Origin of the sequence: Paenibacillus sp. F4, assembly GCF_002894905.1 — a bacterium.
Lineage (GTDB): Bacteria > Bacillota > Bacilli > Paenibacillales > Paenibacillaceae > Paenibacillus > Paenibacillus polymyxa_B.
This window is the reverse complement of the sequence record NZ_POVS01000013.1, coordinates 54,808-70,574: the sequence shown is the minus strand read 5'-3', so window position 1 is coordinate 70,574 and position 15,767 is coordinate 54,808. Positions and strand designations below refer to the sequence as shown.

Annotated in this window: 14 protein-coding genes and 1 other annotated feature (1 of these 15 running past the window's edge); of the genes, 3 read left to right on the top strand and 11 right to left on the bottom strand. The window is 44.8% G+C overall.

What is annotated here, in order from left to right; genetic code table 11:
* Nucleotides 1–3 precede the first annotated feature (3 nt).
* The 3 genes from C1T21_RS13485 to C1T21_RS13475 all read right to left on the bottom strand — a co-directional run bounded on the left by C1T21_RS13485 (nucleotide 4) and on the right by C1T21_RS13475 (nucleotide 3,723).
* Nucleotides 4–1,827 carry a DNA repair helicase XPB gene (locus C1T21_RS13485; RefSeq protein ID WP_103048634.1) on the bottom strand — a complete coding sequence of 608 codons (1,824 nt, stop codon included), beginning with the start codon at nucleotides 1,825–1,827 and terminating at the stop codon, nucleotides 4–6.
* A 177-nt stretch (nucleotides 1,828–2,004) separates the two neighbouring features.
* The gene (locus C1T21_RS13480; RefSeq protein WP_023989320.1) at nucleotides 2,005–2,433 is read right to left on the bottom strand and encodes a CBS domain-containing protein; all 429 of its coding nucleotides are present in this window, start codon (nucleotides 2,431–2,433) and stop codon (nucleotides 2,005–2,007) included.
* A gap of 84 nt (nucleotides 2,434–2,517) precedes the next feature.
* Nucleotides 2,518–3,723 carry a M20 metallopeptidase family protein gene (locus C1T21_RS13475; RefSeq protein WP_103048633.1) on the bottom strand — a complete coding sequence of 402 codons (1,206 nt, stop codon included), beginning with the start codon at nucleotides 3,721–3,723 and terminating at the stop codon, nucleotides 2,518–2,520.
* Between the two features lie 249 nt (nucleotides 3,724–3,972).
* Here C1T21_RS13475 and ftsW point away from each other — a divergent pair, with 249 nt between their 5' ends.
* Entirely contained in the window at nucleotides 3,973–5,232 is a 1,260-nt protein-coding gene (ftsW, locus tag C1T21_RS13470) for a putative lipid II flippase FtsW (RefSeq protein WP_103048632.1), read from the top strand.
* A 226-nt stretch (nucleotides 5,233–5,458) separates the two neighbouring features.
* Here the strand turns inward: ftsW and C1T21_RS13465 are convergent, their stop codons facing one another.
* Nucleotides 5,459–5,824 (bottom strand): Asp23/Gls24 family envelope stress response protein, encoded by a 366-nt coding sequence (locus tag C1T21_RS13465; protein WP_013310912.1) that lies wholly within the window; start codon nucleotides 5,822–5,824, stop codon nucleotides 5,459–5,461.
* Between the two features lie 192 nt (nucleotides 5,825–6,016).
* Here C1T21_RS13465 and cax point away from each other — a divergent pair, with 192 nt between their 5' ends.
* Entirely contained in the window at nucleotides 6,017–7,087 is a 1,071-nt protein-coding gene (gene cax / locus C1T21_RS13460) for a calcium/proton exchanger (protein ID WP_103048631.1), read from the top strand.
* Nucleotides 7,088–7,227: 140 nt separating this feature from the next.
* Here the strand turns inward: cax and C1T21_RS13455 are convergent, their stop codons facing one another.
* From C1T21_RS13455 to C1T21_RS13435, 5 genes are all read right to left on the bottom strand, one after another.
* Nucleotides 7,228–7,518 carry an Fpa/YlaN family protein gene (locus C1T21_RS13455; RefSeq protein WP_007431028.1) on the bottom strand — a complete coding sequence of 97 codons (291 nt, stop codon included), beginning with the start codon at nucleotides 7,516–7,518 and terminating at the stop codon, nucleotides 7,228–7,230.
* 141 nt (nucleotides 7,519–7,659) lie between these two features.
* Nucleotides 7,660–7,902 carry an HPr family phosphocarrier protein gene (locus C1T21_RS13450; RefSeq protein WP_013310915.1) on the bottom strand — a complete coding sequence of 81 codons (243 nt, stop codon included), beginning with the start codon at nucleotides 7,900–7,902 and terminating at the stop codon, nucleotides 7,660–7,662.
* A gap of 89 nt (nucleotides 7,903–7,991) precedes the next feature.
* Nucleotides 7,992–9,107, bottom strand: coding sequence for an aminopeptidase (locus tag C1T21_RS13445; RefSeq protein WP_013310916.1), 1,116 nt, complete (start codon nucleotides 9,105–9,107; stop codon nucleotides 7,992–7,994).
* A gap of 76 nt (nucleotides 9,108–9,183) precedes the next feature.
* Nucleotides 9,184–10,035: a hypothetical protein gene (locus C1T21_RS13440; protein WP_374703727.1), complete on the bottom strand. Its 852-nt coding sequence runs from the start codon at nucleotides 10,033–10,035 to the stop codon at nucleotides 9,184–9,186.
* 195 nt (nucleotides 10,036–10,230) lie between these two features.
* A complete protein-coding gene (locus tag C1T21_RS13435) occupies nucleotides 10,231–12,216 on the bottom strand; it encodes a sensor domain-containing diguanylate cyclase (RefSeq protein ID WP_103048629.1) in 1,986 nt (661 codons plus the stop codon).
* 436 nt (nucleotides 12,217–12,652) lie between these two features.
* Between C1T21_RS13435 and rpsD the strand changes: the two genes are divergently transcribed.
* Complete coding sequence (rpsD, locus tag C1T21_RS13430) at nucleotides 12,653–13,252, top strand: 30S ribosomal protein S4 (protein WP_013310919.1); 600 nt, start codon at nucleotides 12,653–12,655, stop codon at nucleotides 13,250–13,252.
* 79 nt (nucleotides 13,253–13,331) lie between these two features.
* Here the strand turns inward: rpsD and C1T21_RS13425 are convergent, their stop codons facing one another.
* Nucleotides 13,332–14,201, bottom strand: coding sequence for an AraC family transcriptional regulator (locus C1T21_RS13425; protein ID WP_103048628.1), 870 nt, complete (start codon nucleotides 14,199–14,201; stop codon nucleotides 13,332–13,334).
* Between the two features lie 201 nt (nucleotides 14,202–14,402).
* A complete protein-coding gene (tyrS, locus tag C1T21_RS13420; RefSeq protein WP_103048627.1) occupies nucleotides 14,403–15,656 on the bottom strand; it encodes a tyrosine--tRNA ligase in 1,254 nt (417 codons plus the stop codon).
* Between the two features lie 66 nt (nucleotides 15,657–15,722).
* Nucleotides 15,723–15,767: a binding site (T-box leader), on the bottom strand (it continues 222 nt past the right edge of the window).

The window sequence follows — 15,767 nt, the reverse complement described above, 5'->3', positions numbered from 1 at the left end:
TGATTAGGCCTCCTTTTTCTTCCCACGATCTCCAGGCTTAGCATCCCGGCCTCCGATAGCCTCTGTCACACTAAATCTGCGAACCGCATATTCATAGCCTTGCTCAATCAGAAACAGCTGACGACGAGCTGCAAAATCCGTCTCCTTGCTATTTTCCGTCACTAGCGCATAAAAATAAGCTTTATTCTCGCCCGACTTTGGTCGCAAAATACGGCCCAGTCGCTGCGCTTCTTCCTGGCGAGAGCCAAAGCTACCCGATACCTCTATGGCTACTGCCGCATCCGGCAAATCCACCGCAAAGTTTGCAACCTTGGACACCAATAGGGTCCGAATTGTACCCTTGCGGAACGCATCGAACCAACGCACCCGCTCGGTCTGGCTCATTGAACCCGTAATCAGTGGGACGCCCAGCTCCTGAGCTAATACACGCAACTGATCCAAATATTGACCAATAATAAGCGTGGGCAAGCCGCTGTGCTGCTGCATCAGGCTACGCACCGCCTCCAGTTTGACCGGATTTTCGGCTGCAATTCGGTACTGCTGTCTGCCCTCGGCACGCATACTGCGCTCCAAAAGTTCAGCTGTCATTGGAAGCCGTAGCTCCACACAATCGACCTGAGCGATCCAGCCCTGTCGCTCCAGTTCCTTCCACGGCATATCATACCGTTTGGGTCCAATTAAAGAGAACACATCTCGTTCACAACCATCCTCACGAACCAGCGTGGCTGTTAACCCCAAACGACGAGTAGCCTGAATGTCAGCCGTTGCCCGAAATACTGGCGCGGGCAGCAAATGAACCTCATCATATATAATGAGTCCCCACTTCCGCTCACTCAGCAGTTTCATATGCTCAAAATCCCCATCTTTGGTACGACGGTGTGTCAAAATTTGGTAGGTTGCCACCGTAATTGGACGCACCTCTTTTTTCTGACCACTATATTCCCCGATGGAATCGGCAGAAATATCCGTCTTTTGCTTTAACTCTTCTACCCATTGCCGTACAGAAGTGGTATTAGATGTTAGAATAAGCACCTCGCACTGAAACCGATTCATTACGGCCATACCTATCACTGTTTTTCCGGCTCCGCATGGAAGCACCAGTACACCACTACCCCCTAAGCCGTCCGCTCCTTCAAACGCATCAGCGGCCTTTACTTGATAATCACGAAGCTGCAACTTCGTTTGTCCCTTTCCCAAGGTAAAACTAAGCTGATTCCCTTCAAGATAGCCTGCCGTATCCACAACGGGATATCCCAAGCGCGTTAATTCCTGCTTGAGCAAGCCCCGATTTTCGGGCGGTACCGATGCACTTACCTCATCAACGCGAAGTAAACCAAGCTGTTTTAGCTCATGCTTGGTCAGTAGCTCATCCAGTAAAACGGGGGTCTCTGCTGCCAAGATCAAGCGATCACCTATTGTATAGCTGTTGGCTTTCCCTGTCTTTATACCTCCGTCTGGCTCATGTTCAGCACGGTATGCGCCAATAGTATCTGTGCTATAAGTTCGTTCTTCTTCCGTACCCTCCCTTGAAAGCGTCAACGTCCCATAACGAGAAACGAGCTGTTCAATATCCTTCAACAAATCACGTGGAATATCCCAACGGGACATGGAGTTCAAACTATTTTGAATGTCCTTAGCACTCCATCCGAGGGCAGCTGCGTTCCACAAAGACAGTGGGGTGAGGTGATATGTATGAAAAGTGGACGGGCTTTTAACCAGCTCCGCATAAATCTGCAACTGTGAACGAGCCATCTCTGAACCGGGCAAGCCCATTTCCAACAGAACGGTAAAATCACGTTGTACAATACAAGGATGTTCTGGATTCATAACTACCTCCTGATAATCTAACCATACATCATTTTAAAGTTATATAATAAATAGCTTATCCGTTTATTCGCATATCAACCAGAACAGCAAGGAGCCCAACCCATATTCGGGTTGAACTCCTGATTAGAAGCTTGGGGTAAAGACCTCCCCAAACTAATGCCTACCTTAATTATTTTTCTAGTGGACCTGCTCGGAAATATGACTAAGCGCCTCTCCAGCGTTGTCTGCAAAAATATTACGAACTGCCAAATCCCCAATCGAGACAATCCCGATCAGACGGTCTCCTTCCGTCACGGGCAAACGACGGATTTGCTGCTCTGCCATCAGCTCAGCTGCTTGGTCCACCGACATGTCCGCACTAGCTGTACGAATACCTGTCGTCATAACCGTATCGACCGAACCCGAACCCGAATTTTTAGCCGCATAGCCGCGAACGACAAGATCACGGTCTGTTACTACACCGATCAACTTATCACTGCCTTCGCTTTCCACAACCGGAATAAAACCAGTATCATTGTCCTTCATTTTGACCGCAATTTCATAAATATTGTCCTGCGGGGTAACCGTTACGCATTTTTTAGTCATAACTTCCTGAACTTTTTTCATGGGTACTCCCTCCTTTTCAAGAGTAGGGTACCCCATTTCATTCAGCTCATACTCCAGATTGAACCGTTCCCAATTCAACTCATTTTAGCCCTTAATTGCCCCTGCTTTTCGTTCCGCAGCGTATCCCGTAGACATCGCAATAAACAAACAAACCGCGTTAATCATAGCATCCTCATCAAAATCAAATTTCGGATGATGGTGTGGATAAACTGCTCCTTTAACTGGGTTACCCGCTCCTACGAACATGAAGCAACCTGGCACACGTTCCAAATAATACGCAAAATCTTCAGCAGGCATCAGTTTCGACGCTTCCTGTACATTCTCCTCGCCAAAAACAGATTTTGCTTCATTAAAGAAACGAGATGCTTCATGTGCGTCATTGACAACTGGTGGGTATCCCATAATATAGCGAACCTGTGCTGTTGTACCGTATGTTGCGGCTGTAAGCTCTGTCACCTCATGCAGTCGCTCCTTCATTACCGTTCGTGTCTCCTCATCAAACGTACGAATCGTCCCACTCAAGCGACACGTTTCTGCGATCACATTTTGCGCAGAGCCCCCTTGGATGGTTCCCACCGTCAGCACGGCAGGTCGCAAAGGGTCGACTGAACGGCTTACGACACTTTGCAGTTGCATAACAAGAGCTGAACCCGCCACCACACTATCATTAGTGGACTGGGGCATGCCACCATGCCCACCCTTACCTGTGATTTCAATATAAAAATCGTCTGCCGCCGCCATCAGCGGCCCTGCACAACTCGCAGCCGTCCCGACCGGAAAAGGTGTCCATAAATGGATGCCATAAATGACGTCCACACCTTCCAATATACCATCCTTTATTACACTGACCGCTCCGCCAGGCAGCAATTCCTCGGCAGGTTGGAACAACAACCGAATTTCTCCTTGCAGCTCGTCCCGGTTCAGACTGAAATAGTAAGCCGTTCCAAGTAACGCGGATGTATGTCCGTCATGGCCGCAAGCATGCATGGCTCCGTCCACACTGGAGCGATATTCACATTCCTTTTCATCCTGAATCGGAAGAGCATCCATATCGGCGCGCAGCATGACGACAGGCCCGGGCTTAGCACCACGAATGATACCTACAACACCGTGTCCCCCTACCTGACGGCGAACCTCTATCCCCCACCTCTCCAGCTTATCCGCTACAAAAGCGGCAGTTTTGCTTTCTTGAAAGGAAATTTCGGGATTCTTATGTAAATGTCTGCGCCACTCCACCATGTTTTCTTGCAAACGATCAAACCAAATCTTGTCTAACGCATGCTGTGTCATTCTGCTCCACCTCTCCTTTTAAAGCACCGGGCAAGTTCCCGATTAATCATGCAGCGTCACCACGTATGCACCGCTGCTCTCAAGTCTTCATTTTTATCCTATTGTAGCAGATATGGAATTGTTGCGATATCTGTTGCTCCAGGGAGGTTGCAGAAGCTCAACAAACATAATATGATAAAATGGATGAACGATAAAATGATAACCGTCTGCGAGGAATATACCTTGTGGCGAATACCGGGGGAAGCTGATATGAGAAATACGAAGCCGGAGACTCGAAGAAGAGGCACACCGGATTTCCAATTGCTGATCCTCACTTTGTTACTGGTTGGATTCGGTGTACTTATGGTATTTAGCTCCAGCTCAAGCGTAGCTCTGCTGAATAAAGAATACAATTTTGACTCTTTATATTTTGTGAAGCGCCAATCTGCATTTGCTGTACTTGGACTTTTTATTATGTTGGTAGCTATGAATATTAAGATGGAAAAATATAAAAAGCTTTTTGTACCTTTATTTTTCATAACTATATTACTGCTAATCATCGTTCTTTTTACAGGCTCACTTAACGGCGCAAAAAGCTGGCTCAGGTTTGGTAGTGTTGGCTTTCAGCCAACGGAGCTTGCGAAAATTTCCATCATCCTTTACTTATCCGCACTGATCGTCAAAAAAGGAGATCGCTTTAGAGATCTGCGGACTGGCTACATACCTGTAACAGTCATTGTAGGCTGTGTTGCAGGACTCATCATGCTTCAACCTGATTTAGGCTCCTGCTTCATTTTGGTTGCTACAAGTGGTCTGATTATTTATGCCGGGGGAGCCAGTGTCAAGCATATTACAGCATCAATTGTTCTGCTCGTGCTAGGCGCCTCCATCGTATTTGGTATTGGGTCGTTGTTTGGAGGAGATTCTGGAACCACAGATGGACAAGCTGCTGCCAAGCAAGATTATAAAATCGGACGCTTTCAAGCCTTTCTTAATCCCGAGAAATATAGACAAGGAACAGGATACAATCTGGTACAGTCCTTGCAAGCTATAGGTGAAGGCGGCTTAAACGGGTCAGGATTTGGTAAAGGTATTATCAAGCTTCACTATCTTCCTAATTCATTTAATGATTTTATCTTTTCCGTAATCGGTGAAGAATTCGGATTTATCGGAACAGCCATATTCCTGATGCTATATTTGTATTTCATTTGGCGAGGCATGATCATTGCTCTGCGTTGCCATGATCCGTTCGGAACGTTGGTAGGCACCGGCATCATGGGTTTGATCGCCATTCAGGCCTTCATTAATATCGGCGGTGTAACCCAAACGATTCCAATCACTGGCGTAACGCTTCCTTTTATCAGCTTTGGTGGCTCCTCCCTACTTGTCATGATGTTTTCCATGGGCATTATGCTCAGTATTTCTCGTGAGAACACCAAACAAGCGGTGCAGGAACGCACCACAGGGGTAGCTGTCCGTAATGAAGTACCCAATCGCTTTCAAACCCGTAGAACCAACCGTTTTCGCTAAAAAAAAGAACTTCCATGGACCACTTACAATGGTGGCTTTGGAAGTTCTTTTGGTTATGTATAAAATACGAGAGCCTTTTGCAAAAATGGCTGTACTGTTGAGTCACAAAACGAAAACTGGCGATTCTATAACCACCAGTTTTCGTGTTTTCACTCGGGTTATCCCACGGAATTCCCGACATGTAGGAAATTGGTTAAAAATGTAAATTTATCGGTTCCTGATTCTTTTACACTGCGTCGTCCTTGAACGCGACACCTTCCACTTTTACGTTCACTTCCACGACCCGCAAACCCGTCATACTTTCGACGGCTTCTCGCACATTTTGCTGAAGAATTCGGGACACCTCATGAATAGGTGTTTCGTAGAGCACGATAATACGTAGATCAATGGCAGCTTCCAGCTGTCCAACCTCCACTGATACGCCTTTTTGTACATTTTTACCGCTCAGCCTTTTGGCCCAGCCTTCCGATAAACCGCCTGACATTGCAGCAATGCCCGGTGTCTCTAATGCGGCCATCCCGGCAATTTTACCTACGACATCGTTGGAAATCTTGATGTTTCCTGCTTCCAGTTGTTGAATTTGCTCTGCCATGACCTATGTCCCCCTTCATCCATCCTTTATTTGTATTGTAAAGCCTCAGCCACTCCAAATGCAAACCCTACGTATGAAAAACAACTTTCGTTTACAACCTATATCATTTTGGGTATATTAATTTAGAAAATCCATACAAGTGACAGCTTTCGCCAAACTTGTACACATCTATTGATATCGAGGTGCTCTTCATTGAAAAAATGGTTATCTCCCGCTTTGCTTATAGCGACATTTGCTCTTAGCGCAGTCGCTCATTACACGCATTGGAACGCTATAGCCCAATTTGTCATTTGTGCAATTTCTGTTGTATTCGTAGCCGGTTTTCTCGGCAGGGCGACCGAAAGTGTCGCGCATTATGCTGGCCAACGTTTAGGTGGGTTCTTAAATGCCACCTTTGGTAACGCAGCCGAACTGATCATCGCCATCTTTCTTGTTAAAGAAGGTCTTTACGATATGGTAAAGGCCAGTCTTACCGGTTCCATCATCGGTAATCTGCTGCTGGTGCTCGGAGCAAGTCTGTTCGCTGGCGGTTTGAAGTACAAAGTGCAAAATTTCAATGTATCGCTGGCTGGATTAAGTGGTTCTCTGATGATTGTGGCTGTTATTGCCTTGTTCGTTCCAGCTGTCTTTCTGAACACACACGTTATCACGGATAATGAATCGGACACGCTCAGCCTCATTGTCGCAGGCACGCTCATTGTCGCGTATATTGCGTGGCTTATTTTTTCTATGATTACGCATAAGGACTATTTAGCTGACGTGACCGAACAAAAAGATGAAGAATTGCCACATGAGCATGCCCCTGTGTGGTCCAGAAACAAATCCATTGCCTATTTGGTACTTGCTACCGTCATGGTCGCTTTTGTCAGCGAATGGCTGGTAGGTACACTGGAGGTGTTTACGACCCAATTTGGGCTCAGCGAATTGTTCGTAGGTGCCTTCCTCGTCGCTATTATTGGGAATGCAGCCGAACACAGCGCTGCTATTTTACTGGCGATGAAAAACAAAATCGGTGCATCGGTCGAAATAGCTGTCGGCAGCAGTTTGCAAATTGCGCTATTTGTTGCCCCTGTGCTGATTTTTGTCAGTTACTTTATGGGAAACACGATGAATATTGTTTTCACCACTATTGAGCTGGTCGCCATTGCTGTCGCTGTATTTATCGCCAAATCCATCACCCAGGACGGCTCAACCAACTGGTATGAGGGACTCATGCTACTGGTAGTGTATGTATTGTTAGGTGTATCTTTCTTCCTTGTGTAGCTTTTAAGGTTTTAAAATGTGCATTAGGATGGTGGAAGGGCGATGCGCTTTTACCATCCTAAAAGAACATTTTTTTAAAAAAGGCATCAAAAAAAGCATGCTCTCAAACTCCGCATGCTCTCATCAATTCAACCATCTTCCTAATTGGCCTTATTATTCATGGCCTCATATAGAATAGCCAGATTGCGTTCCAGCTCACTGACCAGCTGTTTACCTACCATTTCCGGAAGAAGTCCAGCGCGAACCGCAAAATCCACTTCCTTGGAAAATCCGTACATCTGAGTATCCAGCACTTCCTCATAGAGAGGGCAATAACGGGTTGCCAGATTCTCCATCTGTACTTCAATAAGCTTCTTTATTTTATCTGCATCTTCCTGAAGCAGATTAATAGCCTTGATATTCAATTGTTCCTGCAAATCAGATGAAGTCATGGATTCTTCCCCCCTATGTCTCAATGTCGCACAAGACGTCCTATCCTTAATATTAGACCAAATTGCAGGCTAATACAAGAACCTGACAAAAAAAGCATCCCTACAGTTACAGGTAGGGATGCTTTTACTTCAAGAATAAAGTTAGCTGGCTACTGAAATGTGAAGTCCGTGCTTCTCGAACACCTCGATGATCGCTTTCTTAGCTTCCTCCGCATCTGGTCCATGAACGTGTAGTTCATAGCTATGGCTGCTGACTAGGGTCGTAAACAAGCCCAGTATACTTTTCACATCAATATACTTATTTTCGGAATGAAGGACGATGGAAGAGGTGAACTTGCTCGCCGTCTGTGCAATTTCAACAACCGCCGCGTTATTATTGGACATAGAGATCCCTCGCTTTACTGAATTGTCATGTATCGTTACTCATCCATAATAATACATTGAAATCGCTTTCTCAGCAAGAACGGATATCATTATTTTAAATTCTCAGGGTTTAATGGCTCCAGCTCAGGCAGTACAAAGATGCCGTCTTTACGAATCAAAACATCGTCAAAATAAATTTCACCACCGCCATATTCTGGACGCTGAATCAACACCAAATCCCAGTGGATCGATGAACGATTACCGTTATCCGCTGTTTCATAAGCTTGACCCGGTGTAAAATGCAAGCTGCCGGCGATTTTCTCGTCAAACAAAATATCCTTCATTGGATGTAAAATGTGCGGATTAAATCCGATGGCAAACTCGCCAATATAACGTGCTCCCTCGTCAGAATCGAGAATATCATTCAGCCGCTTCGTATCGTTACTCGTCGCTTCCACAATCTTACCATTTTCAAAACGGAATTTAACATTTTCAAAAGTAATACCATTATACAGGGTTTGTGCATTGTAGCTGATAGTTCCGTTAACGGAATCACGTACAGGCGCGCTGTATACTTCGCCATCCGGGATATTGCATTGACCTGAACACTTGATAGCTCCAATTTGCTTAATAGAGAAATTCAAATCCGTACCCGGTCCGCTGATTCGTACCTTGTCCGTCCGATTCATCAGGTCTGCCAATGCATCTTGAGCTTTGTCCATTTTTGCATAATCCAGATTACACACATCGAAATAAAAATCTTCGAACGCTTCTGTGCTGATATTCGCCAATTGAGCCATGCTGTCATTCGGATAACGCAGCACTACCCATTTGGTGTGTTTCACCCGTTGTTCGCTATGTACCGCATGCTGATAAATGGAATTATACATTTTCATTTTATCTTCCGGCACATCTGACAGATCATTTACATTTTCACCTGCACGAATTCCGATGTAGCAGTGCATTTGCTTCATCCGGTTAAGGTCAATCTCAGCCCAGGTCTCCAGCATCTCCTTTGTCGCGTGACGAAGCATGGCGCTCTGTACCTTACGGTCTGTAAGTTGTACAAAAACATTTCCACCTTTTTTACCAACTTCATGAATGATGGCGTTAAGTAAGTCGCGCTCTGTACCAATCATTTCGATCAATACATTTTCTCCAGGCTGCACTTCAACAGAGTAACCTACCAGATTTTCCGCCAGCTTAAGTATTCTAGGATCTTTCATGTAGTGTCTCTCCTTCTCTATTTCATTCTTTTTGAACAATGGTTAATTCAAAATTCATTGTATCACGCCCGCTCCGTTACTTGTAGTCCTCAAAAGTAACTCTGGTTATCAAAGCCTCTTGATGCAGCTCTTCATTCACTCCCTGTCGGGAAATCCTGCATTCGGATGAAAGCTTTAAGGGTAAACCTGTTTGGCGATCTATGGTCAGATGATACACAGTACGCACAATGGATTGCTCCAGCTGGTTGCTCATATCCTCACAACTTTGTGCCCATATTTGAGTCAGCTTCTTTTGCAGTTCTCGATTCGTTCCTGTATGCTGCGTTTTTAATATCCCGATTTGAGGGTTTAAAGTATTCATTTCTTTTATTAAACGATCTTTCAACCAGCGCTTTGCCGAAGCAGATTCCGGTTCAATCCTCAACACCCAAGTTCCCCGGGCAGCTCCCGTTTCCATACGAATGCTCTTATTCAGTGTATTTAATTCCTCAAGCTCCTGAATCGGATTGAAGCGATTTAACATACCATTTCCAACCATAGGGGGATAACCGGATGTCAGCGCAACCCATTTTCCACTCTGACGAAGAAAACGTTCTTGTGTAACGTCATGCTCGGACTTACCTTGTTTCAGAGCTGCGTAGCCACCTTGCTTACGAAAAGCCTCTGCAGAACCCCAGTGCATGGTCAATTCATCATGATTTCTTAGCTTACCGCGATATTCAAACTGCTTATTCATTGGGAGACCGCTGTCAGCTCTAATTGCAGTCCGTCCAGTAAACGTTACCATCTCTTTGCCGGCCATCCCTGCAATAGCTCTCTTAAAAATTTGCTCAGGAGTATATTGTCGATCCAGTGCACAACCACTTAACACACCTATTACAAGGAACACACCACAAACCTGCATCACCCATTGCTTTCTCCAATGCATCCCATCATCCGTCCTATCCTGAACATAACTGTACTCATGAGCAATAAACCTGCTTCAAGGCAGTTATGCTACCTGGTTCACTTTATCGTGTTTTCCCTATAATTCAATCATACACACGATATAGCTACGTTTAGGATTACCTGTCTGCAATGGGTTATGCAAGACAAAAAGAGAACATTCCCTAAGGAATATTCTCTACACATTGGCTACATGATCAACAACTATTCGATTGCGTCCTTCATTTTTCGCTTCGTACAAGGCCATATCAGCCCTATAAAATAAAGATTCAATACTGATCTGCTCATCCAGCCAGTTCCATTCAGCAATCCCGCAAGAAACAGTCACCTGAGGCTCGGTTTCATGCTGTACACGGTAACGTATTTTTTCTGCATATCCGAGCGCCTGCTGCACCCCCAGCTGCGGTAAATAAATGGCAAGCTCCTCGCCGCCCCATCTGGCACATACATCCTCATCGCGAGTCGCCGAACGAACGATATTGCTGACGCTTTTCAAAATTTCGTCACCCGTCTGATGCCCATGCGTATCATTCACCTGTTTGAATTGATCAATATCAACCAAAATAAGAGATCCACAAAAATCCTTTTCCTGATGTTGCTGAATGATTTGGTCCACATAATGACGTACATACAGACCTGTTAACATATCCATATTAGCCAACCGCCGCACCTCAGCGTGCAGCATAGCATTGGTTACCGCCAACCCGATATGAGGGGCTAGCATTTGTAGCATTTTGTAATTATCGTAAGAGAAAAAGTGTGGAAGCTTGCTGGACAATAGTATAACCCCTTTAGGAGTATCGCTGGTCTTCATCGGTACAGCCATCAAAGACTGGGAGTCCGTCGCATCCATAAAATGAGAGGATATCTTTCCATCCTTTCTATAGTCCGACACAATCACTGGTTCTCCTGTTAAGCGTATCAGTCCAGCAAATCCATCTTCAAGAGGGTAACTTTCCAGTCCTAAGCTTTCCACATTACTCGACATGACCTTAAAACAGTTTCCATCTTGATCAAGCTGTACAATACAACAAAAGTCCGCCATGAACATTTTCAATAATTCCTGCACGGCAAATTCAAATATTTCATTTAACTTCAGGCTCTGATTCAAGCGCTGAACCAGTTCATTAATGAGACGCAATTCATGGATAAGTACGTTCGATTGCTCAAGCAGCTTCGCATTTTCAAATGCAGTACCAGCCGTATCCGCCATCATGGCAATCAGCTCTACATCCACTTTTTTCATACTATCCGCACCCGATGGAAGAATCATATGGAAAACACCGTATACACCCTGCTTGCCGCGTAATGGGATGCCGATTTCAGTTATTTCATCTTGTGTACCGACAGGCTCATTCACAGCCATTTGCCCTTTCATAAATGCACGGACGCATACATCTTCGTCCCGTTCATGCAGCAGCAAAGGTTTGACCTGCGGATTGCGACTGTGTCGATCCTGACTCATGTACAAGGTGATATCTACATGGGGAAACAAATAGGCGATGCTCCCGAATACCTCATCTAGCACGCCTTCCACGTCAATTTTGTCATGCATCCGTTTTACAATCTGAAATAAAATAGAACGACGTCTACCTTCACGATCGCTTCGATTCTGCATCCCAAGGATATCTTCCATAAATATATACTCAAACTTCGAGTAAAAGCAGGATTTAAAATGTAAAGCAGCTGCTAACAATGTGTCCTGATTTGAGACAGAATGTTGAGCAGGCCGTGTAAAACGAAGAGCGGCAAAGGGGTCCCTCTTGTAATTACGGCATAGTATGGGAACCATATACACAAACGCAAGGCTTCCATCACGAAGTTTGCGCTGGCTCACTTCCATCTCTCTAGATATGCAACAACGTTCGACCAAATCCAAATCCTCGTCATCATCTTCTTCCCTACCAGCAACACGAACACCTATAAAGTTAAAAACAGCAGTATACTCTTCGTTAATCCAGGATATACCATTGCTCTGCTGTAACCAACTCCGATATCCTTGAACAAGCAGCTGGTTAATATAGGGGAAATCATAGGGTGTCATATCCATGTTCTGGAGCCAGGCAAAAGACGTATATCCTTTATCATCAAACAGCGGAGCACCGTTAGCCTGGACTATTTTACTGTCAAGCATTTGCTGATCCGTTGTTGAAAATTCCGACATATTAAGGCGCTCCTTCACAGCAAAGTTAGCTGTACCAAGACAGCGGCTATACACCACTATAGCTCATAATACGATCTATTTTACTCTCAACTTTAGAAATTTGCATCCATTTTCCAGAAATTCGTCCCACTTTTTTAGTTCTAAAGCCCTATCGACAAATTTTGACGTTTTCATTCTTTTTCTCTTCTTGACATTGACCTACTCTTACATATAGTATATATTATTGAAAAAGACTGTACGGCAGAACTATCTACTGTGCGGATCTTAAATTTTGGGCGTAACAGTTTGTGTCACCCTCATCTTTTTTGTTGCTGACAGGACAGCGGCTGAACTTTTCTGTCAGTAGTGCGTCTCACCTTAATAGGTAGCGCCGAACAAATTGGAGCGCAAAGAGAGCCCCAACTCAAATTTTAATTATGAAGGAGTTAACTCTATAATGGCACGTTACACTGGTCCTAAATTTAAATTGAGCCGTCGTCTCGGTATTTCCCTGAGCGGCACAGGTAAAGAATTGAAACGCCCTTTCCCTCCGGGACAACATGGTGCAAACCAACGGAGAAAAATCAGCAACTACGGTATGCAGCTTCAAGAGAAACAAAAGCTGCGTCACATGTACGGCTTGGGTGAAAAACAATTCCGTACCCTGTTCAACAAAGCTCAACACATGCACGGTATCGCTGGTGAAAACTTTATGTTCTTGCTGGAAAGCCGCCTGGACAACCTTGTATTCCGTCTTGGCTTTGCTAATTCCCGTGCAGGCGCACGTCAATTGGTAGCTCACGGTCACGTTACTGTGAACGGTAAAAAAGTTGACATCGCTTCTTACCAAGTAAGCCCTGGCGACGTGATCGGTCTTCGTGAAAGAAGTCGTTCACTGTCTTCCATCAAAGAAGCTTTGGAAAACCGCAACCACTTGGTAGCTTACCTGGAGTACAATGACGCAGCTCTGGAAGGTAAATTCATTCGTTTGCCTGAGCGTGGCGAATTGTCCCAAGATATCGATGAAAAACAAATCGTCGAATTCTACAACCGCTAATCCTTGCATTAGCACCAAAAAGCACCCGAATTTATTCGGGTGCTTTTTTTATATTCCCTATGCATCGAGCCTGAGGGTTTTATTCAATGGGAATGTATACCTTCATACTCAAATGATCTGGATAGGAGGAATTCATCACGTCCGTAATTTCAAAATCAGGCCCCTCCCTCCGTTCAAAATTAGAATTAGGAAGCCATGTGCCATAGATAAAGTCTCGTATATTCTGAACGCGTCCATCTGAACCTGAAGCGTCAAACTCAGCATACTTCCCTGCTGGAATCTCCACATATATGAAACCTTCTGCCAGTTCTTTTGACTCTTTTTCAACTGCCTCGCCCACCACAAATGAAAATGCACCATTGTCTTCAAATCGACAGGCAACCCCATATGACATTCCCGGTGCAATTTTTTTCGGGATACACATAAAATATTCATTTGCTCCAAAGTGCCCATAAAATCCTGGGATTTCTTTATAGTGCTGCTCATTATTCAGATTTGTTTTATATTCATATCCTACAATTTTTAACGTTTCGAGCTGCAATATCACCGGCTTATTCACATCCAAATCCCCCATCGTATTTTTTTGGTAATCCAGAAAATTGATTTTACTTTGCGCAGGAAGCTCAATATCACCGTTACGATACTTCCCAGGGGTGATCCCAAAATTCTTTTCAAAAGCGCGGGTAAAAGCTTCTTGTGAGTTGTACTGATACTCAATAGCAACGTCCAACACTTTTTGATTGGATTGTTTTAGCTGTTCAGCCGCCTCGGACAATCTTCTCCTTCTTATATATTGTTGAACCGTAAAACCCGAAATGGCCTGAAAAACCCGCTGGAAATGAAAAGCTGAAAAGCATGCCTGTGAAGCAATCTCGGCAATTTTTAGATCCTCCCGGAGATTCAATTCAATAAACTCAATCGCACACTGAATTCGTTTAAAGTAGTCCATATAATCCTTCCCCGCACTTGTAATAGTTTTGGTTATCGATCCTACACCCAAATTGTGCAACCCACGTTTTCATTATGTATAACTCTTTACCTACATGTTTGATTATTTGTGCTAAGTTTACCATGACTTTTCACTTTGCAGAAATAAAAAAGCAGCGCTGAGATCGATACAATCTTAGCGCTGCTTTTGAATATATTTTCATTATCCAAGCTTGATTTTAGCAAATTTCCGTTTACCTACCTGTACAATGTCGCCTTCTTGCGGCTTGTATGCTTCGTTCACATCGGTCCACTTCTCTTCATTAATTTTAACCGAACCCTGCTGAATACTACGCTTGGCCTCACCGTTAGATGCTGCAAAGCCTAGATGAGTCAGCAACTGGATCACACGAATGCCGCCTTCTTCTAGCTGATCTGCTGTCAAGGTGAATTCTTCAATATCGTCAGGCAGCGCGCGTTGTTGGAATACGGTCACAAAATGCTGCTTGGCCGCTTCCGCCGCCTCTTCACCGTGGTACATGCGGACTAATGTTCCGGCCAGCTTCATTTTGGCATCACGTGGATGCACTGAACCGTCCTTAACATCTTTCGCCAGCTCTGCCAGCTCCTCATTGGTAATATCCGTTGCAAGCTCAAAATATTTCAGCATCAGCTCGTCAGGAACGGACATCGATTTACCGTAAATTTCGTTTGGCTCCTCATCCACACCAATGTAGTTCCCCAAACTTTTGCTCATCTTCTGAACGCCATCAAGCCCCTCAAGCAGTGGCAATGTAATAGTTGCCTGCGGCTCTACTCCGTATTCCTTTTGCAGGGTTCTGCCCATCAGAAGATTAAACTTTTGATCTGTCCCTCCCAATTCTATATCGCTTTGGAGAGCCACAGAGTCCATGCCCTGCATCAGCGGGTAAAAGAACTCATGGATGCTGATCGGCAAGCCGTTTTGGTACCTTTTTGTAAAATCATCCCGCTCCAACATACGGGCAACCGTTACTTTGGCAGACAGAGTTACCACATCCGCAAAAGACATCGGTCCTAACCATTCGGAATTGTAGTATACCTTTGTTTTTTCAGGATCGAGAATCTTAAAAATTTGTTCCTTGTACGTTTGTGCATTACGCTGCACATCTTCCTCAGTCAGTTGCTTGCGGGTCTCCGATTTACCTGTCGGATCACCAATTCTGCCTGTAAAATCTCCGATAATCAGTTGCACTTGATGCCCTAATTCCTGGAACTGGCGCAGTTTGTGCATAACAACCGTATGTCCGATGTGAATGTCGGGCGCAGACGGATCTAGACCCAGCTTAATTTTGAGTGGCTCGCCGCTAACAACCGATTTAATAACCTTACGCTTCAGCTCATCCTCAGGTACAATTTCTGCTACTCCACGACGTATCACCTCTAGCTGTCGCTCGACCTCTACCTGTTGCTCCGGCTTCAATTCTTCCCACTTCATCCTGTATACCTCCTATTTTTCATCCAAAATATTACATATTAGACAAACCAAAAAGCCCCTTTCATCCCAAGGGACGAGAAGGAGCTGCTCGCGTTACCACCCTAATTAAAG